Here is a 20,735-nt window from a genome sequence, read left to right on the forward strand (position 1 = left end):
GCGTCGCGCTGCGAAAGTCGCGATCGCGACAATCATTTTTGCTTTGCGATTGAAAGTGGTCCAGTTTTTTTGCCACTATACGATCATGAGTGCTTTCAATGATATGGAGATCTTCGCGCGCGTCGTCACGGCAGGGAGCCTTTCCGCCGCAGGACGCGAGCTCGGCCTGTCGCCGGCCGTCGTCTCCAAGCGGCTGAAGCGGCTCGAAGACCGGCTCGGCACGCGGCTGCTGCAGCGCACGACGCGCCAGATCGCGCTGACCGAGGCGGGGCGCGATTTCAACGAGCGCGTCATCCAGATCCTCGCCTCGATCGACGAGGCGGAGGGCTTCGCCAGCGGCCGATCGGATGTGGCGCGCGGCACGCTCAAGGTTTCGGCGCCCACCACCTTCGGCCGTCTGCACATCGCACCCTATCTCGGCCCCTTCCTCGGTGCCCATCCCGGCCTCACCGTCAATCTCGTGCTCTCCGACGATTTCGTTGATCTCGTGCGCGAGGGGATCGATGTCTCGATCCGGATCGCCGAACTGACGGATTCGAGCCTCGTCGCCCGCCGTCTGGCGCCTAACCATCGCCTGCTCTGTGCCACGCCGGCCTATCTCGCGACGCATGGCGAACCGCGGACGATCGCGGATCTTTCCCGGCACACCCTGCTCGCCACCGCCGGCCAGGATCCCTGGCGGCTCGAAGGGCCGTCCGGGCCGGTCACGGTCCATGTCGAGGGACGGCTTCGCACCAATTCCAACGAGGTCGTGCGCGAGGCGGTCTTTGCCGGCCTCGGCATCGCGTTTCGCTCGACCTGGGATGTCGGGCCGGAACTGCGCTCGGGGCAACTCGCCCATGTCCTGCCGGCCTATCGCGCCTCGCGCCGCGTGGCCGTTCATGCGGTCTATCCGAGCCGCCGCTTCCTGGCCGCCAAGGTGCGGCTCTTCATCGACTATCTCGGCAGCCTCTATGGCGAGCACCCGGCCTGGGACCAGGGGCTGGAGGGGATCGTCGGAAGCGGCTAGACGCCGTCGCCATGTCCATCGCTGTGGCGCGAGCGGACGCGGCGGACCACGAACCACACGGCGAACGCGACCGGTATGACGGCCACGGCCGTCAAATGGGTCGGGTCGATGTCGAGACCCACCATGCCGGAACCCTTGGCGAAATAGCCAAGCAGCCCGATGATGTAATAGCTGATCGCGGCGACCGAGAGACCTTCCACCGTCTGCTGCAGGCGCAATTGCAGGCGGGCGCGGCGGTTCATCGAATCGAGCAGCGCGCGGTTCTGCTGCGACAGCTCGACATCGACGCGGGCGCGCAGCAAAGCCGCCGCCCGTGCGAGCTTTCGCGACAGATCCTGCTGGCGACTTTCGAGCGTCTGGCATGTGCGCATGGCAGGCGCCATGCGGCGCGCGAGAAACGCGGTGAAGCTCGAATAGCCCTCGATCGGGTGTTCACCCATCGCCTCGAGCCGCAGGCGCACGATCTCCGCATAGGCGCGGCTCGCCCCGAAGCGGAAGGCACTCTCGGCCGCCCCGGCCTCCAGTTCGCCGGCCAGCGCCGTCAAATCGTCGAGCAGCGCGCGGTTCGCCTCGAAGCCCTCGCTGGCGCGGAAGCGGCCGGTATTGGCGACAAGCTCTGTCTCGATCCGGCGAATATCGGGTTGCAGGCGCTGGGCCTCGGGCAGGCCGAGCATGGCCAGGGTGCGGTAGGTCTCGACCTCGAGCAGCCGCTGCACCACGGGGCCCGCTTCCTGGGCGCCGAGACCGCGATCGATGACGAGCAACCGGGTGAAGCCGTCGCCATCCTCGCGAAAATCGGTGGCGATGATGCCACGACCGCCCGCGACATGAGATACCGCGAGCGAGCCCGGGTCCAGCGCTTCAAGGATCTCGGCCGGCGGCCGCTCGTCGGCCACCAGATCGAGGCGGACAGCCACCATCAGCGGCCCGGGCGGATCAAAGGCGTCGCCGAACGGCGTTTCAGGCGGCAGCGCGCCGATGCCGCCCCGCACATCCCAGCTATAGGTCGTGAATTCGGCGTGGCTTTCCCAGCGCAGCGTGCCGCCGAGCAGGGCCACGACATGATGGCGCGCCTGTTCGGTCGGCGGAGAGAGGCCGTTGCGCAGGCAGAGTTCCGAAAGCCGTGCCCGTGCAACCGCCGTCTGCTCGCCATCGGTCATGAAGGCGAAATGCAGGACGATGCGCGGCGCCTCCATCATGTGGAAAGGTCGCGCATGCACTTCGTGCAGCACCGCTGTCCGGAGCGGATGGTCCGCGAAACGCCTCGGTCCCTCGCGCATCATCCCCTCGATCGCGGTGCGGCCTCACCAAGCAGTAAGGCAGCAGCGACCGCGTCTCAACCCCGGTCGATCACCGTTTCGTCGATCTCGGCGATGGTGCGACGACCCGTCAAGGCCATGGAGATGTCCAGTTCGGCACCGATGACGTCGATCGCCTTGGAAACGCCCGCCTCGCCACCCGCCCCGAGGCCATAGAGAAACGCCCGGCCGAGCAGGCAGCTCCGCGCGCCGAGCGCGAGCGCGCGCAGCACGTCCTGGCCCGAGCGTATGCCGCTGTCGAACATTATCTCGGTCTGGTGTCCAACCGCATCGGCGATGCGCGGCAGCGTCGAAATCGCCGACGGGGCGCCGTCGAGCTGGCGGCCGCCATGATTGGACACGACGATCGCGTCGGCGCCCGTCGCCGCCGCGCTCTTGGCGTCACCCACATCCAGCACGCCCTTCAGGATGAGCTTGCCCGGCCAGATCGAACGGATCCAGGCGACATCGTTCCAGTTGAGCGTCGCGTCGAACTGTCCCGCCACCCACTGACCGAGCGACTTGACCCCGCTCATGCCCTCGATGCGACCGGCCAGATTGCCGAAGGTCTTGTGCTTGCTGCCGAGCATCTCGAAGGCCCAAGGCAGCTTCGTCGCCATGTCGAGCACATTGCCGAGCTTGATCCGTGGCGGAACGGTCAGGCCGTTCTTGATGTCGCGGTGGCGCTGGCCCTGCACCTGCAGGTCGAGCGTGAGCACCAGCGCCGAGCACTTGGCGGCAATGGCGCGCTCGACCAGTTGCCGGGCGAAGTCGCGGTTCTTCATCACATAGAGCTGGAACCAGAACGGCTTCGACGTGTTCGCAGCCACATCCTCGATCGAGCAGATCGACATGGTGGAAAGGCAGAACGGGATGTTCGCCTTTTCGCAGGCGCGCGCAGCGAGGATTTCGCCATCGGCATGCTGCATCCCGGTCAGGCCCGTCGGTGCGAAGGCGAAGGGAAAGGCCCGCTTCTCGCCCAGGATCGTCGTCTCGGTCGAACGGTTCGAGACATCGACCATGACGCGCTGGCGCAACTTCAATGCCTTCAAGTCGGCGCGGTTGGCATCGAGCGTCTCTTCGCTGTAGGAGCCACGATCGCAATATTCGAAGAAGGCGCGCGGCACGCGGCGCTTGGCCATGAGCCGAAGATCTTCAACGCTCGTCACGTCCTTCATCGGAAGCTCCAGACCTCTCTGATCACGGCCTCTCGGACCCGCCCCGAACGGGCAAACTGGATCAGTTTTCTTACCACTTGGCGGAATATGCTGATAGGCTCATCGGCATGGTGTTTCAACCCGTCCCTTCACGCGCGACAGCAGATGAGGTCGCGCGCCAGATCGAGATGCTCGTCCTCGAGGGCGTGCTGCATCCCGGCGATCGTCTGCCCGGCGAGCGCGAACTTGCGACCCTGCTCGACGTTTCGCGCCCCATCCTGCGCGATGGCTTGAAGGCGCTCGAAGCGCGGGGACTGATCGAGAGCCGGCATGGCGGTGGCACCTATGTCGCGGCCATCGAGGGCTCGGTGTTCGCCGCGCCGATCGTCGATCTGATCGCCCATTCCCCCAAGGCCAGTGGTGACTATCTGGAGTTTCGCCGTGAGATCGATGCGACGGCGGCGGCCATGGCGGCGGCACGGGCGACCGAGGCCGACCGGACGATCATCACGCGGATTTTCGAGACGATGGAAGCCGAGCACGACAAGGCCGATTTCCGGCGCGAGGCGGCGCTCGACGTGGAGTTTCACCAGGCGATCGGCGAGGCCACGCACAACATCGTCATGATCCATGTGCTGCGCGCCTGCTACCGCCTGCTCGCCGATGGCGTGTTCTATAATCGCAGCCGGCTTTATGGCCATGCCGGCTCGCGCGACCGGCTGCTCGCGCAGCACCGCGCCATTCGCGACGCGATTGTGGCGGGCGATGCCGATGCGGCCGGCAAGGCGGCAACGGCGCACATCGCCTATGTCGAGGCCGCGCTGCGCGAAGGGGCGGAGGCCGGCGCCCGTCAGGAAATCGCCAGCCTGCGCCTGATGCAGTTCGAGGAACGCGCCTCGGCCCGCCGCGGTGGGCGGAAGGCCGAGGCGACGAAGTTGGAAAGCTGATCGGCCCGTCGATCAAGGCCTGAGCAGCACCGAACCGGACGAACGTCCGCTTTCCAGGATGCGATGCGCCTCGACCGCGTCGGCGAGGTCGAGCTCCGTGCCGATCGTCACGACGAGCCCCTCCTTCAGAACCGCGAAGACCGCCTTGGCGGCCGTTCGATAAGCAACCGGATCATTGGCGAAATGGAGCACGCTCGGCCGCGCCAGTGAAAGCGAGCGGCGCGGTCCGATCTCGTTGACATCGATCGGCGGGATGGCGCCGCCGGCCTGGCCGACGCTCGCCACCGTCCCGAACAGCCGCACGCAGTCGAGCGTGCGCTGCAGCATGTCGCCGCCAATGCCGTCATAGGCGACATCGACGCCGCGCCCATCGGTCAGGCGGCGCGTCTCGGCCACGACATCGACGGAACGATAGAGGATCGCATGGTCGAGGCCATGGGCGATCGCGATCTCCGCCTTCTCCTCGCTTCCGACCGTGCCGATCACCGTGGCGCCGAGGCGCTTGGCCCATTGCGTCAGGATGAGGCCGAGCCCGCCCGCAGCCGCATGGACGAGAACGGTCGTGCCTGGACCGACCGGATAGACACGGAAGAGCAGCATATAGGCGGTGAGCCCGCGCAGCATCGCCGCCGCGGCCGTGCGCGAGGCGATGGCGTCCGGCAGGTGCAGGAGACGGCCGGCGCCGATCACGCGCGTCTCCTGATAGCCTCCCACCGGGAGACCGGCATAGGTGACGCGGTCTCCGAGGCCGAAGCCCTGGACGCCGGCGCCGATGGCCTCCACCACGCCGGCGCCCTCGACGCCCAGGACGGCCGGAAGGCCGGGCAGCGGATAGAGGCCCCGACGCTGGTAGATATCGACGAAATTGACACCGATCGCGTCGTGCCGAATGCGGATTTCGCCCGGCCCCGGCTCGCCGGGAGCCGTTTCGACGAGATGGAGATTCTCGGCAGGTCCAGTTGTTTCGAGAATGACGGCACGCATGATGAACTCCTTTGATGAGGTTTGGAGCCGCATTCTGTCGCGGGAGCCTTCACCCGAGAATTCCATGTTTCTCCACATGATCTGTGCGATAATGCACAGATGAACTGGGACGACCTGCGCATCTTCATTGCCGTCATGCGATCGGGCAGCCTCTCCGAGGCGGCGCGCCAACTTCATATCGACCACGCCACGGTGGCTCGCCGCATCACGGCGCTCGAAGAGGCGCTCGGCGTGAAGCTGTTCGACCGGATGCCACGTGGCTACCTCCCGACAGTGGAAGCGGACCGTATCGCAGCTGAGGCCGGGGCGATCGAGCGATCCGTGCTGGCCGTGCAGCGCCTGGCAGCCGGCTCGGACGCCATGCTCGGGGGCACGGTGCGCGTCAGCGCCTCGCCGGTGGTCGCGAGCCACTTCCTGGCGGGCCGTTTCGCGGCGTTTCGCAAGGCTCATCCGCAGGTCGAGATCGAACTGCTGGGTCAGGCAGAACTGGTGCAGCTCGATCGCAACGAGGCCGACTGCGCGGTTCGGCTGAGCCGACCGGAGGAAGGCGATCTCCTGCTGCGCAAGGTCGGCGTGCTCGGCTATGGCCTCTATGGCGCGCGGGACTATCTGGACCGAACGGCGGAGGCGGATTGGGTCTTTTGCGGCTATGACGCGGCCCTGGCACATGTGCCGCAGCAGCTTTGGCTGGCCGAGGTCGCGGCCGGCCGGCCGTTTGCCTTCCGCACCAACGATCTGGCGTCATTGTTTCAGGCGGTGCGCTCCGGCATCGGGCTGTCCGCCATACCGCATTTCATGGTGGCCGACGTGCCCGACATGGTGTGCCTCGCCCGGTCGGAGCGCGCAGCGCGCGATATATGGCTCGTCGCGCATCGCGATGTCGCCCGCGCGCCGCGCGTGCGAGCCGTGCTCGACTATCTCGCCGTCATCCTCGGCGAACTCAGGCAATAGAAGGCCGAGAAGCCGCCTCAGCGGATCGTCGCGACCCAGGCTGCGGCCAGTGCCTGGCCGACCCGGTCGGCGTGAACGCCCTTTTCGATCGCCTCGATGCGATGACGCGCCGCCCAATTCGTGTCGATCGCCTCGATCTCTTCGGCGAAGGCGACGTTCCAGTCGCGCACGAGGGTCGTATCCGCCTCGAAATGAAACTGGATGCCATAGACCGCGCGCCCGATGCGAAAGGCCTGGTAGGGCGTCATGGCGCTGGTCGCCAGATGGACCGCGCCGGGCGGCAGCGTGAACGTGTCAAGATGCCAGTGAAAGAGCGGCGCGGCATCGCCGATCGACGCGATGACGGGATCTGCCCGCCCCGCATCGGTGGGCCTGACCTCGTGCCATCCGAATTCGACCGGACGACCAAGAATATTGGTTGCGCCATGGCCGCGCGCCACGATCTGCGAGCCGAGGCAGATACCAAGCACCGATTTGTCCGCCTCACCGAAGCGGCGGGTCAGCTCGCTCAAATGCGGCAGATAGGGATAATCGTCATCATCGATCGCGCTCTGGCCGCCACCGAGCACGACCAGCGCGTCATGGCCGTGATGATCCACGGGCAAGGGCTCGTCGAGATCGGCGCGCCTCAGGTCGATCCTGGCGCCCGCGGCTTCGAGCGCGGGGCGAACAAGCCCGAGCGGCGTGTCGGCGAAGTTCTGTATGGCGAGAACGCGCATGGGTCGGGGCATCCGGTGGGGGCTTTCCGGTGAAATAGAAGACGGCTGGCGCAATTGCGCCAGCCCCAATTTGCGCCAGTTGCATCTGGCAGACGGCCTGTTCGAACGCGAACACCACGCGCCGCCGCAAACTATTCCCCAGCCGGCTGCGGCAGCGAGGCGTGCCCCACGTCCGTCGTCGCACCAGCGTCGACCGGCCTGCCCTGGCGCAGGCGGCCGAGGAAGCGGCTGAACCGCTCCATCTCGACGAAGATGACGGGCGTGATGAACAGCGTCAGCAATTGCGAGACCACCAGGCCACCGACCACGGCAATGCCAAGTGGTTGCCGCAGTTCGGCGCTGGCACCACTGCCGAGCGCGATCGGCAGCGCGCCGAGCAAGGCGGCGAAGGTCGTCATCATGATCGGGCGGAAACGGCGGACGGCGGCGCGATGGATTGCCGGGCCCGGTTCCATGTTCTCCTCGCGCTGACCGGCGATCGCCACATCCACCATCATGATGGCGTTCTTCTTCACGATACCGATCAGCATCAATATGCCGATCAGCGCGATGACGGAGAGATCGAGCCCGGTGAGTTTCAGCGCGATCAGCGCGCCCAACGCCGCCGCCGGCAGGCCGGAAAGGATCGTCAGCGGATGGATGAAGCTCTCATAGAGCATGCCGAGCACGACATAGATGGTCAGGATCGCCGCGAGGATCAGGATGCCCTGCGTCGAAAGCGAATCCTGGAACACCTGCGCCGTGCCGGCATAGGAGGTGTAGACATTGGCGGGCAGGCCGATGTCCTGCTTCAGCACGTTGACCTGATCGGTCGCATCGCCGAGCGCGACGCCGTTTGGCAGGTTGAACGAGATCGTCGCCGCCGGAAGCTGGCCGAGCTGGTTGACCGTCACCGGCCCCGAGACGCGATCGACATGGGCGAAGCTCGTCAGCGGAACGAGATTGCCCGATGAGGAGCGGACGCGAATGGTCGAGAGCAGGTCGTCCGACCAGGCGAGGTTCGGGTCATATTCGAGGATGACGTCGTAGCTGGAACCCGTGCTCTGGATCGTCGCGGCGGTCGCCGTGCCGAAGCCGTCCTCCAGCGTCTGGCGCAAGGTCGCGGCCGTGATGCCGAGCGATGAGGCCTTGTCGCGATCGATGACGAGACGGGCCTGCAGGGCGTTGTTCTGCAGGTTGTTCGCGACATCGACAAAATGAGAATCCGCCCGCATGGCGTTGGTGAGCTTCGTAGTCCAGTCGTTCAGCGTCGGCTGGTCCAGCGACTGCACGACGAGCTGATACATGCTCTGCGAGTTCATGCCGCCAACGCGCAGGTTCTGCACCGGCACGATGTAACTGCGTATGCCGGCGATGCGGCCGAGTTGCGACCGCAGGTCCGCCGTCACGATATCGAGCGCGGGACGCTCGTCCTTCGGCTTCAGCTGCACGGATAGCGAGCCCGCATTCATCGTCGCCGAACCGGGACCGCCGCCGACGAAGGAGGCGACGTGATCCACATAGGGCGATGCTCTCAGCACGGCCTCGACCTGGCGCTGCAGGCCGGTCATGGCATCGAAGGAGATATCCTGCCGCGCCTGCGTCGAGACGGAGAGCTGGCTGATATCCTCCTGCGGAAAGAAGCCCTTCGGCAGCGTCATGAACAGATAGCCCGAGGCGACAACCGTCGCGAGGAACACGCCGAGAATGGTGAAGCGATGGGCGAGGCACCACGCAACGCCGCGGTCATAGCGCCGCTCGATCCAGAGGAAGACCGCCTCGAACCATGCCGCAGGTCCCCAGCGACCGGGTTCGGCCGCCGATTTCGGCAGCCGGGCAGCCAGCATCGGCGTCAGCGTCAGCGACACGACCGCCGATGCGCCGATAGCCATCGTCACGACGATGCCGAACTCGTTGAAGAGCCGGCCGACGACGCCGCCCATCAGCAGGATCGGCAGGAAGACGGCGACCAGCGAGAGCGTCATCGAGATGATGGTCGCCCCGATTTCAGAGCTGCCCAGAAGCGCGGCGGCGAAGGGTTTCTGTCCCTCCTCGACGTGGCGCATGATGTTTTCGAGCATCACGATGGCGTCGTCGACCACGAGGCCGACGGCGAGCGTCAGGCCGAGCAGCGAGATATTGTCGACGCTGAAGCCGAGCCAATACATGCCGCCAAAGGCCGCCACCATGGAAAGCGGCACGGCGAGCGCGGGAATGATCGTGGCGGAGAGCTTGCCAAGGAACAGATAGATCACCAGCACGACGAGGACGATCGTGATGCCGAGCGTGATCTGCACATCGGAGATCGCCGAGCGGATCGAGGTCGAGCGGTCGTTCATGACGCTGATCGTCATCGAGGCCGGCATGGAAGCTTCGAGCTTCGGCAGCTCCGCATTCACGGCATCGACGACCGCGACCGTATTGGCGCTCGGCTGGCGCTGGATCGCCAGCACGATCGAGCGTGATCCGTCATACCAGCCCGCTGTCTGCGTGTTTTGGACACTATCGACGACATTGGCCACGTCCGCGAGGCGGACCGGGCTGCCGTTCGGATTGGCGATGATCAACTGCTTGAACTGGTCGGCACTGGTCATCTGGGTCGGCGCGTCGATGACGAGCGACTGGCTCTTGTTCATCAAGGTGCCGACGGGCGTCTGGTCGTTGGCGCCGGCAATGGCGCTCGACACCTGGTCGAGGCCGATGCCGCGCGTCGCGAGCTTGCTCGGATCGACCTGCACGCGCACCGCATAGGTCTGGCCACCATAGACGCTCACCTGCGCGACGCCCGGCAGCGTCGAGAGGCTGGGCGAAATGATGTTTTCCGCAAAGTCGTCAATGGTCGACATCGGCAAAGTCGGGCTCTGCACCGCCAGGAACAGCACCGGCGCGTCGGCGGGGTTGACCTTCCGGTAGCTCGGCGGGTTCTGCATGTTCGACGGCAATTGCCGCTGCGCCCGGTCGATCGCGGCCTGGACGTCGCCGGCCGCCGTATCGATGTTCTGGCTCAAGGCGAATTGCAGCACGATCTGCGAACTGCCGAGCGAACTCGTCGCGCTGATCGTATCGATGCCGGAAATGGTCTCGAACTGCTTGATCAGCGGCGTGGCGACAGCCGTCGCCATGGTCTGGGGCGAGGCGCCGGGCAACTGGGCGCTGACGCTGATGGTCGGGAAGCTGACTTCCGGCAGCGCCGCGACCGGCAATTGCTGATAGGCGAACAGGCCACCCATCGCGATGCCGAGAAAGAACAGCGTGGTGGCGACGGGTCGGCGGATGCAGAACTCCGAAATATTCATGATGCCCCTCCCACGACGGCCGGCGCGCCATGGGCGGGAGGCGAGGCAGCCCCGACACCGGCCGCCTTCGGCTCGCGAACATTGACCGTCATGCCTGTTGCAAGCGAGAGCTGCCCTTCGGTCACGACCTGGTCGCCCGCCTTCAGCCCGGCGCTCACGCCGGCCTTGTCGCGGACGATGCCCGCCACCTGGACAGGGCGTACATCGATCGTCTTGTCGGGCTTGACGACGAAGACGTTCGACCCGCCCTGCCCTTGCTGGATTGCGACCGTCGGCACGATGACGATGTTGCGGTTGACGCCGAGATCGACGGCGACCTTCACCGCCTGCCCGGGCCAGAAGACGCGATCCGTATTGGCGACCGCCGCGCGGACGGCAATCGTGCCCGAACCCGACGTGATCGTGCTGTCGATGAAGTCGACCTTGCCGGCGACCACGGTCGGAGCCGGGGGTTCCGTCGCCTTGGCGGTTGCGTCGCCGCCGCTGGCGGGCGCGACGCCGGGATCGGCGGAGGATATCTGGACCGTGACGGGGCCGATCGCGAGCGACTGGCGCAAGAGATCGACATCGGCATCGGAGACGGTGAACACGGCCTCGATATTGTCGATGTCGGTGAGCGTGACGATCGGGTTGCCCGGCTGCACGAGACTGCCGACCGTGATCGGGAAGGCGCCGAGGCGGCCATTGTGCGGCGCGCGGATCTTCAGCTCGTCGACGACCACCTTGTCGGCGGTGATATTGGCCTGGTCGAGCGCTACGACCGCCGTCGCGCTCGCGGCCGCCGCGGTCGCCTGGTCCAGTTGCTGCTGGCTGTCGAATTTGCGGTTGAAGAGGTCCTGCGCACGGACCAGATCGGCCTTGGTCGAGGTTACGGTCGCCTGGTCCCGCAGCATGGCCGCGCTGTCCCGATCGAGCGTCGCCTGCGCCGCGCGATCATCGAGCTGGACGAGGACGTCGCCGGCCTTGACCTCCTGGCCGTTCGTCGCGAGCAGCGCCGTCACGACACCCTGTTGCTGCGTCGTCACCGTGGTCGACGCGGTCGACTGGATCCACCCGATCGTGGAGCGCCGCACTGGCAGGTCACCCGCAACGGCGGTTGCCACCGAGACGGATGCGCCGCCGCCGCGATGGCCCTTGCCGCCTGAGGCAGCGCCCGTCGATCCCGCTGCCACGTCGGGCGTGCCCTGTGCCGCGACGGCCTGGCCGAAGAGAATGGATGGTTTATGTTGCCAGTAGCCCAGACTGAGCCCGCCACCGACCAGAATGGCGGCGCCTACGGCAATCACGGCGGCCTTGCGCATGACGAAATCCCCTGTTTCTCGGATCGTCTATGGCACCGCCTCAGGGTCGGGGATCATTAAATCGGTGTAAGATTGTGCGGTGCAAATCGGCGCCATGCTGCACCGCGTGAGGGCGCGGCGGCGGGCGGTTCGCCGAATGCCATGCGCCTCAATATGTTCCGGCAAAATGGAATATCCGTCGGTGCCGCCATCACGCTTCGGATCACGAATATGTGCGGGCGAAGCCGCTTCGATTCATCACTCTCCGTGATCTTTCGTTTCACCAGCATTGACTGGACGTGATGGATCGGGCGGCGCATCTTCCGCCTCTTTCTCGATCGATCGGACGTGGATATGCGCCCTGCGGCACCCTTGATGGCGGAGACGAGCCGATTGTCCAGCAAACCACCGTCGAGCACGACGACCGCACCCATGGTCGGGCTCGACTATACGCTCTATGCGATCACCGTCTTCGCCTGGAGCACGAGCTGGATTGCTCTCAAGATGCAGCTCGGCGTCGTCGCGCCGGAGGTGTCGCTGACCTGGCGCTTCGCGCTCGCCTCGGCGATCATGTTCGTCTGGGCGGCCCTGCGCGGCAATCGCCTCGCCTTTCCGCTCGCCGACCATCTGCGCTTCGCTGGGCTCGGCGTCTTCATCTTCTCGCTGAATTTCGTGCAGTTCTATCATGGTGGCGCCAAGCTCGCCTCAGGCCTGCTCGCCGTGATCTTCTCGCTCGCCTCGGTCTTCAACATGATCCTCGGCGCGATCTTCCTGCGCCAGCCGATCGATCGCCGCGTGCTGGCAGGAGCGGCGTTCGGCTTCGGCGGCGTTGCGTTGATGTTCTGGCCGGAGATAGCCGGAACGGAGATCGATCATGACGCTGCGATCGGCTTCCTGCTCTGCGTCGGCGGAACGCTGTTCTTCTGCGTCGGCAACATGATCTCGGCCTCAAACCAGCGGCGCGGCCTGCCCGTCGCCTCGGCGAACGCATGGGGCATGGCCTATGGTGCGCTGCTGCTCGCGATCATCGCCGGCGTTTCGGGCAAGACCTTCATGATCGACCCGACGCTTCGCTATGTCGGCTCGCTGCTCTGGCTGTCGATCCTGTCGTCGGTCGTAGCCTTCTTCGCCTATCTGACCCTGCTCGGCCGGATCGGCTCGGGAAGAGCCGGTTACTCGACCGTGCTCTTCCCCGTCTTCGCGCTCCTGATCTCGACCGTCGCTGAAGGCTATCACTGGACAGCCTTCGCGATCGCCGGACTGGTGCTCGTCATGGTCGGAAACGTCATCGTGCTGGGACGACGCTGAAGGGATCAGCCTCGGCCCTGCCGATTAACGTTGACGATATCGCCCGTACGGCTGCTGATCGTCACGATCAACCCCCGCCCACGGCGATCAGCGCCGCTGACCACCCACATCGGACCGCGTCGACCGACATCATAGGTCTGCGCCATGCCCGCACCGCGGGCGATGCGGCTCGCCTCGCGCGGGCTGATGCCACGATGATTATATTGCGGCCCGCGGTCATAACCGCGCTGGCCGCCATCGTCATAGCCGGGCGGCGGCGCGATCCGGACACCACCCTGGTCGATGATGATTCCCTGTGCCGAAGCGGCCGGAACCGCGCCCGCGATCGAGGCGACCGCGGCAAGGCCGATGAGAACTGAGCGTAAGGTCATGATGCGTATCCCTGATCGTTTGACGGCTGACCGTCTGGACCTGGGAAACGTCATGCCGCGCGGTCCGGTTCCCGCGCGGGGTGACGCCGGTCACACCATCCGCATGCTCATTCCGCCATCGATGACGAGCGTTTCGCCCGTTATGAACGGGTTGGTCAGAAGCTCGATCGAGGCGGTCGCGACGTTTTCCGGCGTGCCGAAATGGCGCAGCGGAATGCGGTTTTCGAGATTGTTCCTGCGCGCCTCGGGCGTCATGGCGGCGTGGAAGCGCGTCTCGATGATGCCTGGACAGACCGTATTGATGCGGATCCCCTCGTGGCCGTGATCACGCGCCAGCGCACGGCCCATCTGCGGCAGGGCGCCCTTCACGGTCTGGTAGGCGACCGTGCCGGGGCAGCCGCGCAATCCGGCGACGGAGGAAATCAGCAGCATCGCGCCACCGCGAACCGCGAGCGCTCCATGCGCGGCCCGGAAGAGATGGAACGGCGCATGGACGTGGACGCGGAAGGCCTCCTCCCAGGCCTCCGGCGATACGCTGAGAGCCGTGCCCGGCACCGCCCCGCCCGCCGCCGGCACGAGATAGTCGATGCGGCCGAAGCGCTGCATCGCCAGCTCGACCAGTGCCGTCGCGGTCGAGGGATCGCCGGCATCGGCGAGATGCAATCCAACATTCGTCTTCGTATCGAGTGCGGCGATCAGCGCGTCGACCTCGTCGTCCCGGTTTCGTCCTGAAAGCAGCAGGTCGACATCGCGCGCCGCCAGCGCATGCGCAATCGCCGCGCCGATGCCGCGCGTCCCACCCGTGATGATCGCCACATGGCGCGCCGATTCGGTCATGATCCCTCTCCCTGATGAGCATTACCCGGCTGAAATCCCTGCACGAAACCGGCTCTCCGGTCCATGGAAAGCCTGACGAACGGCCTCCGCCGGTGGCCGATCGCCGATTACCGCGGAGAAGATTGCCGTCGCGCCGGAGCGCCGCTAATGTGCCGGCCCTATCCTGCCCTTCGGAGTTCCCATGGCTCGCGACGCTTCCGATTCAACGATCGTCGAATCTCGTGACGATCTCGTCGCCCTGATTGCGTCCGGCTCCAAGCCGGAAGCGGACTGGCGGATCGGAACCGAGCACGAAAAGTTCGGCTTCAACATCGCCGATCTGTCGCCCGTCCCCTATGAGGGGCCCCACGGCATCGAGCGCATCCTGCGCCTGATGGAGGGGCTTCTGGGCTGGCAGCCGATCGAGGATCGCGGCCTGATCATCGGCCTCGTCGACCCTGTCGGTGGCGGCGCCATCTCGCTCGAGCCGGGCGGCCAGTTCGAGCTCTCGGGCGCGCCGCTCGAGACGATCCACCAGACCTGCCGCGAACTGCACGCCCATCTGGCGCAGGTGCGCGAATGCGCCGAGCCGCTCGGCATCGGCTTCATCGGTCTCGGCACCTCGCCGATCTGGTCGCTCGACGAAACGCCCGTCATGCCGAAATCGCGCTACGAGATCATGGCGCGCTACATGCCGAAGGTCGGCACGCGCGGGCTCGACATGATGTTCCGCACCTCGACCGTGCAGGTGAACCTCGATTTCGCCGACGAGGCGGACATGGTCAAGAAGATGCGCGTCTCGCTGGCGCTGCAGCCCATCGCGACGGCCCTCTTCGCCAATTCGCCCTTCATCGACAACAAGGTGAACGGCCTGCTCGACAATCGTGCCGAGATCTGGCGCGATACGGACAATCAACGCTCGGGCCTGATCCCCTTCGCCTTCGAAGATGGCTTCGGCTTCGAGCGCTACGTCGACTGGGCGCTCGACGTGCCGCTGTATTTCGTGAAGCGCGGTGACCGATACCATGACGTGGCCGGCCAGTCCTTCCGGGACCTGCTGCGCGGCGAATTGCCTGGATGTCCCGGCGAGCGTGCGACACTCTCCGACTGGAACAACCACCTGACGACGCTGTTCCCCGATGTCCGGCTCAAGAAATACATCGAGATGCGCGGCGCCGATGCCGGCCCGTGGCGGACGCTGACAGCGCTGCCGGCCTTCTGGGTTGGCCTGCTCTACGACCGAGCCGCGCTCGACGCGGCATGGGACCTCGTCAAGGACTGGACTGCGGATGAGCGCGAGGCGCTGCGCGACGCCGTACCGGTGACGGCCCTCAAGACCCCGTTCCGCAATCGCATCGTTCGCGACATTGCGCGCGACGTGCTTGAGCTGGCTCAAGGCGGGCTCACCCGCCGTGGGCGTAAGAATGCTGATGGCGTTGACGAGAGCGTCTACCTGCAGCCGCTGCAGGAAGTCGTTGCGAGCGGCGAGACACCGGCCGAGCGCCTGCTGCGCGAATATGCGACCGATTGGAATGGCGATATTGGCGAAGTGTTCAGGCGCCACGCATATTGAGTTCAGGCTCGAGATTTGTTCCGCAGGCGTGCCGCCCGTTCTGGCGCGCCGCTAGCGCAAGAGGAAAATGATTATGGATATCAAGGATATCACCGTCGTGGTCGACCTCGGCGGCGATCGTCCCGCCACCGGGGTGGCGATCGATCTGGCACAGAAGCTCGGCGCGCACCTGACCGGCCTGGCGCTGGCCTATGATCCGGTCGTGCCGGGTTATGCGGTCACCCCTGTCCCGGTCGATTTCATGATCAGCGCCCGCAACCAGGCGCTCGACGAGGCCAAGAACGCCCAGCAGGCCTTCACCAAGCTCGCGACCGAAGCCGGTATCTCCTCCGAGGCGCGGATCATCGAGGTCATGTCCGGCGGCGGCCTCGACGGCATCGTCCATGACGTCCGCCTCGCCGATCTCGTCGTCATCAGCGAAGATAACCCCGAGCAGCCCGAGCCGGTGCGTGACGCGCTGATCGAAGCTGTCCTCTTCCATGCAGGCGCGCCGATCCTGATCACCCCGCGCAAGCTGAGCGGCCCTGTCGATACGAGCCATGTGCTGATCGCATGGGACGGCTCGATCACCGCCGCCCGCGCCGTCCGCGCCGCCATGCCGTTCCTGAAGGCGGCGGAGAAGGTCGACATCGCCATTGTCGATGACGGCAAGGAACTGCCGACCGGCCAGCGCGTCACGGCCTATCTCGCCCGCCACGGCATCACCGCCACGCCGACGACGGTTCCCAATCCGAAGAAGGACGTCGCAGCGGCCCTGAAGCACTACGCCACCGAATCAGGCGCCGGCCTGATCGTGATGGGCGCCTATGGCCACAACCGCCTGCTCGAGTGGATTCTCGGCGGCGCGACGCGCGGCATGCTCAAGGACCTGACGATTCCTCTCATCATGACCCACTAAGGCGGCCGGCCGAGAGCCGCGCGTCCCGCCCCCTGCCTACGGGATTTGACGCCTTGCTCCTGCCGCCCGATCATAGCGAACAAGGCCGGCCGGAGCAGAGCCATGAAAACCTTCTATGATCTGATGCAGGAAGCCCAGCAGAACGCCATGGCATCTGTCATGGCGAAGGAATTCGGGATCACGGCCGAACAGCAGGCCAAGGCGTTCGAAGCGCTGATGCCGGCGTTCTGGCTCGGCATGCGGCGCAGCGCGTCGGATCCGTTCGGCGTCGCGGCCTTCTGGCAATCGCTCGGCACCGGCCAGTACAAGTCCTATTTCGACAACCCGTTCGCCGCCATGACGCCCTCGGCGCTCAAGGAGGGGAACGGCCTGCTGGAAAAGATGTTCGGCTCGCCGGAAGTGGCCAAGGCCGTCGCCCTGCAGGTCGAGGCCGCCACCGGCATCACGCAGGACATCGTACGCCGCATGATGCCCGTCATGGCCAACATGATGGTCGGCGGCATGCAGAGGCAGACGGAGAGTTACGAAAACCCCTTCCTTCGCTTCATGCAGGACATGACGCCGGGCGCTGCCAAGCCGAAGAAGAAACAAGCGCCGGACCTTCCATTCGTGACGCTGATGGAGAGCTTCCTCGGCAAACAGCCGGAGCCCGAGCCCGACAACGAGCCGATGAGCAATGAAGAGGTGATCGACCGCCTCTTCGACGCCGGGCGCAGCATGCAGGACAGCTATCGCAAATCCATGGAACGGATTTTCGATCAGTTCGCCGAAAGCTCGAAGAAATAGGCAGCGGTCGTCGACTGTCGCCGCAGAGCGGACGAGGCGCCTGAATCAAAAAGGCCCGCCGTGCGAACGGCGGGCCAAGTTCGGAACCACCCAGGGGATTGAAGGGGGGCTCCGGCTGCAGGCAAACGGATGACGGATCGGCCGTCATCCAAAAGGTAGCATTCAGGCCTTGCGGCGATAGCGCGCCGAAGCGACGCGGACTTCACTGCCGCGATTGAGCCTGTCGCGCATCTGGGCCTGGTGGGCGAAGCGGCGCTCGAGCGCCAGCATGGAAAGCTGCACCGACGGGTCCTCATCGGCGCGAGCCGACATGGCACAATAGACGTCGCCCTGCGTCAATCCGATATCGCTCAGCATGCGATCATCCCATTCGAGGAGCCGCGCCACGGAGCGACGATTTTTCCAGGCGCGGACACGCGCCGTGACCGGGGCGGCAACAGCAGCGACGATCGTCAGGATCGTGCGCCCACGCCGAACACGGGTCGAAGTGGAAAAGGTCTCATAGGTGGTCATGGCAGCCTCCATCGGCAAGCGCAGCGAGGGCCTTCCACCACTCGGAAGGGGTTGCTCAGCAACGCGTCTTGGGAACAAACGAACAATCGCTCAATCTGATTGATCATTCCAACGAATGTTTTTAATATCAGCCATCGCTATTCATGATGCGTCCATCGGTTGGCGTTTTCCTTCTTCGCACCGCGCCAACGAGCAGACCACCCGATTCTTGCCGTTTTCGACGCCGGCTCATGATTTGGAACCGGAAGAAGGCGGCGCGAAGGCACGAACGCAATGTGAGGATTCGCACATGGCCAATATGCTCGATCTCGATCAACTTAGGACGTTCGTCGCGATTGCCGACAGCGGCAGCTTCACGCGCGCGGCCGACACCGTTCACAAGACCCAGTCCGCCGTATCGATGCAGATGCGCCGGCTGGAAGAGCGCATCGGCAAGCCGATCTTCGGCCGCGACGGCCGCAGCGCCAAGCTGACGGAAGATGGCGAACGCCTGCTCGGCTATGCCCGCCGCATGGTGCGCCTCTCCGACGAGACGGTCGCAGCCTTCGACGATGACGAATTGTCGGGCCGCGTGCGGCTCGGCACGCCTGACGACTATGCCGATCGATTCCTGCCCGAGATCCTGGCGCGCTTCTCGCGTTCCAATCCGCGCGTCGAAGTGACGGTCGTCTGCGAGCCGACCTTGCAGCTGGTGGATTGCCTGCGGGCCGGCGAGCTCGACCTCGGCATCATCACCAACATCAAGGAAACGCCGATGGCGGAGGTGGTGCGACAGGAGCCGCTGCTCTGGGTCGTCTCCAACCATCACCGGCTGGAAGAGGAAGAGGTGCTTCCGCTCGCGCTCGGCCGCAACACCTGCTGCTGGCGCCGCACGGCGATCGACGCGCTGCAATCATCGAGCCGGAAATATCGCCTTCTCTATGCGAGCAACAATTCGACCGCGCTCGCGGCGGCCGTGCTTGCGGGCCTCGCCATCTCGGTGCAGCCGGAATCAGCATTGCGTCCAGGCATGCGGGTCCTCGGCGAATCCGACGGTTTCCCGCGCCTCGCGCCCTGTGAGATCGGCCTGCTGCGCGCCTGGAACCAGCCTTCCTCGCCGATTGTCGATGCGTTGGCCGAGCATATCGTATCGTCGCTCGACAACCTCTCAATGCGGATCGCCGCGGAGTGAGCGAGATCAAAGCGGGGCGCATCGTTGTCCTCAACGGCGCGCCACGATCCGGGAAGTCCTCGATCGTCGCCGCTCTGCAGGCGCGCGAGGACGCCGTCTGGGTCAATTTCGGCGTCGACATGCACAATGCCGCGATGCTGCCGCCACGACTGCGCCCGGGTATCGGATTGCGACCCGGCGGTGAAATGCCCGGTCTCGAAGTGCTGCTGCCGCGCCTTTACGCAGGCCTTTACGAATCGATCGCGGCGCATAGTCGGCTCGGCTTCGATGTCGTCGCCGATCTCGGTCATCACGACGATTATTCGCAGCCCCTCGGCATTCTCGCCGATTGCGCCCGGCGCCTGCATGGCTTGCCGGCGCTGCTGGTCGGTGTTCATTGCCCGCTCGACACGATCATGGCGCGGCGACGTGTCCCTGTTGCCGGTCGCGAGGGCCTCTATGCCGCGGACGGCGAGGATGGGGCCATTCCCGCGCCGGTTCGACGCTGGCAGGAGGCGGTGCATGCGCATCAGGCCTATGATCTCGAACTCGACACATCGTTGATGAGCCCGGAAGCCTGTGCAGAGGCTATTCTGGCACGCCTTGCGGCCGGACAGGCGGGCCCTTCCGCTTTCGAGCGACTGGAGCGCGGTATCTGAGCGCTCGGCGGGGCCGGATCACGGCCCGAAGATCGACCAGTCCATGGCTTTCGCCAGCCGCTCCAGCGCGAGCGAGCCGAGAAGCGAATTGCCGACCTTGTTCAATCCCGGCGACCAGACGGCAATCGACGCCTTGCCCGGCACGATCGCCAGAATGCCGCCGCCGACGCCGCTCTTGCCGGGAATGCCGACCCGGAATGCGAATTCGCCCGATCCATCATAATGGCCGCAGGTCAGCATCAACGCGTTGATGCGGCGCGCGCGCTCGCTTGAGACCACCTTGATGCCGGTCAGCGGATGGCGGCCCTGGGTGGCGAGAAAGCTGCCGGCCGTCGCAAGCTGGCGGCAGTTCATGGCGATCGCGCATTGATGGAAGTAGACCCCGGTCGTCATCTCGACCGGATGATGCAGATTGCCGAACGCTTTCATGTAATTCGCGAGCGCGCGATTGCCGAAGCCCGTTTCCTCCTCGGAGCGGGCCACCGCATTGTCGATATAGATCCCCTCATCATCGGCGAGCGAGCGCATGAAGCGCAGGATCTGGCCGATCGCTTCGCGCGGCTTGTGTCCGGCGAGGACGACATCGGTGACGACGATGGCGCCGGCATTGATCAGCGGGTTGCGCGGTATGCCGTGCTCGTGTTCGAGCTGGACGATCGAATTGAACGCATTGCCCGATGGCTCGCGCCCAACGCGCTTCCAGAGCGAATCGCCGACCTGGCCGAGCGCCATGGTCAGCGTGAACACCTTGGAGACGCTCTGGATCGAAAACGGCGCATCGGCGTCGCCGGCGCCGTAGAGCTGGCCGTCATTGGTCAGCACGGCGATGCCGAACTGGTTCGGGTCCACCTTGGCGAGCTGCGGAATATAATGGGCGACATGGCCGCGCTCGGTCATGGAGGCCATGGACGCGGCGATTTCGTCGAGGACGGTCTGCAGTTCGGGCATAGGCAATCGGCTGGTTGCGACCAAAGCCATTCTCGCGAACACCCGTTCGCCCGAAGGGCTCCGTCTCCTTGTTTCATCGAATCGTCTTCACGC

19 protein-coding genes are annotated in these 20,735 nt (G+C 65.5%); 9 read left to right on the forward strand and 10 right to left on the reverse strand.

What is annotated here, in order from left to right:
* Positions 1-82: 82 nt before the first annotated feature.
* Positions 83-1,009, forward strand: a complete 927-nt coding sequence (locus tag QO014_RS12220; RefSeq protein WP_266349312.1) for a LysR family transcriptional regulator — start codon at positions 83-85, stop codon at positions 1,007-1,009.
* Here the strand turns inward: QO014_RS12220 and QO014_RS12225 are convergent.
* Positions 1,006-2,289 carry a DUF3422 family protein gene (locus QO014_RS12225; protein ID WP_266349313.1) on the reverse strand — a complete coding sequence of 428 codons (1,284 nt, stop codon included), beginning with the start codon at positions 2,287-2,289 and terminating at the stop codon, positions 1,006-1,008. The two genes, QO014_RS12220 and QO014_RS12225, sit on opposite strands and share 4 nt — an antisense overlap.
* 56 nt (positions 2,290-2,345) lie before the next feature.
* Entirely contained in the window at positions 2,346-3,485 is a 1,140-nt protein-coding gene (locus QO014_RS12230) for an alpha-hydroxy acid oxidase (RefSeq protein WP_266348986.1), read from the reverse strand.
* Between the two features lie 107 nt (positions 3,486-3,592).
* Here QO014_RS12230 and QO014_RS12235 point away from each other — a divergent pair, with 107 nt between their 5' ends.
* Positions 3,593-4,411 (forward strand): FadR/GntR family transcriptional regulator, encoded by an 819-nt coding sequence (locus tag QO014_RS12235; protein WP_266348987.1) that lies wholly within the window; start codon positions 3,593-3,595, stop codon positions 4,409-4,411.
* A 12-nt stretch (positions 4,412-4,423) separates the two neighbouring features.
* Here the strand turns inward: QO014_RS12235 and QO014_RS12240 are convergent, their stop codons facing one another.
* The gene (locus QO014_RS12240) at positions 4,424-5,395 is read right to left on the reverse strand and encodes a quinone oxidoreductase family protein (RefSeq protein WP_266348988.1); all 972 of its coding nucleotides are present in this window, start codon (positions 5,393-5,395) and stop codon (positions 4,424-4,426) included.
* A 99-nt stretch (positions 5,396-5,494) separates the two neighbouring features.
* On the opposite strand from QO014_RS12240, the gene QO014_RS12245 reads away from it, so the two are divergent.
* On the forward strand, positions 5,495-6,346 hold the full coding sequence (locus QO014_RS12245) for a LysR family transcriptional regulator (protein WP_266348989.1): 852 nt from the start codon (positions 5,495-5,497) through the stop codon (positions 6,344-6,346).
* Positions 6,347-6,363: 17 nt separating this feature from the next.
* Here the strand turns inward: QO014_RS12245 and QO014_RS12250 are convergent, their stop codons facing one another.
* The 3 genes from QO014_RS12250 to QO014_RS12260 all read right to left on the reverse strand — a co-directional run bounded on the left by QO014_RS12250 (position 6,364) and on the right by QO014_RS12260 (position 11,641).
* A complete protein-coding gene (locus QO014_RS12250; RefSeq protein ID WP_266348990.1) occupies positions 6,364-7,065 on the reverse strand; it encodes a type 1 glutamine amidotransferase in 702 nt (233 codons plus the stop codon).
* 131 nt (positions 7,066-7,196) lie between these two features.
* Complete coding sequence (locus tag QO014_RS12255) at positions 7,197-10,340, reverse strand: efflux RND transporter permease subunit (RefSeq protein WP_266348991.1); 3,144 nt, start codon at positions 10,338-10,340, stop codon at positions 7,197-7,199.
* Positions 10,337-11,641: an efflux RND transporter periplasmic adaptor subunit gene (locus QO014_RS12260; RefSeq protein ID WP_266348992.1), complete on the reverse strand. Its 1,305-nt coding sequence runs from the start codon at positions 11,639-11,641 to the stop codon at positions 10,337-10,339. Before QO014_RS12260 ends, QO014_RS12255 begins: the two co-directional genes overlap by 4 nt.
* Positions 11,642-12,013: 372 nt before the next feature.
* Here QO014_RS12260 and QO014_RS12265 point away from each other — a divergent pair, with 372 nt between their 5' ends.
* On the forward strand, positions 12,014-12,928 hold the full coding sequence (locus QO014_RS12265; protein WP_307258112.1) for a DMT family transporter: 915 nt from the start codon (positions 12,014-12,016) through the stop codon (positions 12,926-12,928).
* A 5-nt stretch (positions 12,929-12,933) separates the two neighbouring features.
* Here the strand turns inward: QO014_RS12265 and QO014_RS12270 are convergent, their stop codons facing one another.
* Both QO014_RS12270 and QO014_RS12275 read right to left on the reverse strand, forming a co-directional pair.
* Entirely contained in the window at positions 12,934-13,299 is a 366-nt protein-coding gene (locus tag QO014_RS12270; protein WP_266348993.1) for a PepSY domain-containing protein, read from the reverse strand.
* Between the two features lie 90 nt (positions 13,300-13,389).
* Positions 13,390-14,136 (reverse strand): SDR family NAD(P)-dependent oxidoreductase, encoded by a 747-nt coding sequence (locus QO014_RS12275; protein ID WP_266348994.1) that lies wholly within the window; start codon positions 14,134-14,136, stop codon positions 13,390-13,392.
* A 181-nt stretch (positions 14,137-14,317) separates the two neighbouring features.
* Between QO014_RS12275 and QO014_RS12280 the strand changes: the two genes are divergently transcribed.
* The 3 genes from QO014_RS12280 (at position 14,318) to QO014_RS12290 (ending at position 17,372) form a co-directional block, all read left to right on the forward strand.
* Positions 14,318-15,688, forward strand: a complete 1,371-nt coding sequence (locus QO014_RS12280; protein WP_266348995.1) for a glutamate--cysteine ligase — start codon at positions 14,318-14,320, stop codon at positions 15,686-15,688.
* A gap of 73 nt (positions 15,689-15,761) precedes the next feature.
* Positions 15,762-16,586: a universal stress protein gene (locus tag QO014_RS12285; protein WP_266348996.1), complete on the forward strand. Its 825-nt coding sequence runs from the start codon at positions 15,762-15,764 to the stop codon at positions 16,584-16,586.
* Between the two features lie 102 nt (positions 16,587-16,688).
* Positions 16,689-17,372, forward strand: a complete 684-nt coding sequence (locus QO014_RS12290; RefSeq protein ID WP_266348997.1) for a DUF937 domain-containing protein — start codon at positions 16,689-16,691, stop codon at positions 17,370-17,372.
* Between the two features lie 162 nt (positions 17,373-17,534).
* On the opposite strand, the gene QO014_RS12295 is transcribed toward QO014_RS12290, so the two are convergent.
* Positions 17,535-17,885, reverse strand: coding sequence for a DUF1127 domain-containing protein (locus tag QO014_RS12295; protein ID WP_266348998.1), 351 nt, complete (start codon positions 17,883-17,885; stop codon positions 17,535-17,537).
* A 289-nt stretch (positions 17,886-18,174) separates the two neighbouring features.
* Here QO014_RS12295 and QO014_RS12300 point away from each other — a divergent pair, with 289 nt between their 5' ends.
* Complete coding sequence (locus QO014_RS12300) at positions 18,175-19,056, forward strand: LysR substrate-binding domain-containing protein (protein ID WP_266348999.1); 882 nt, start codon at positions 18,175-18,177, stop codon at positions 19,054-19,056.
* A complete protein-coding gene (locus QO014_RS12305; RefSeq protein ID WP_266349000.1) occupies positions 19,053-19,694 on the forward strand; it encodes a chloramphenicol phosphotransferase CPT family protein in 642 nt (213 codons plus the stop codon). The genes QO014_RS12300 and QO014_RS12305 overlap by 4 nt, the downstream gene beginning before the upstream one ends.
* A gap of 18 nt (positions 19,695-19,712) precedes the next feature.
* Here the strand turns inward: QO014_RS12305 and QO014_RS12310 are convergent, their stop codons facing one another.
* The gene (locus QO014_RS12310; RefSeq protein WP_266349001.1) at positions 19,713-20,642 is read right to left on the reverse strand and encodes a glutaminase; all 930 of its coding nucleotides are present in this window, start codon (positions 20,640-20,642) and stop codon (positions 19,713-19,715) included.
* Between the last annotated feature and the right edge of the window lie 93 nt (positions 20,643-20,735).

Origin of the sequence: Kaistia dalseonensis (assembly GCF_030814715.1) — a bacterium.
Taxonomy (GTDB): Bacteria; Pseudomonadota; Alphaproteobacteria; order Rhizobiales; family Kaistiaceae; genus Kaistia; species Kaistia dalseonensis.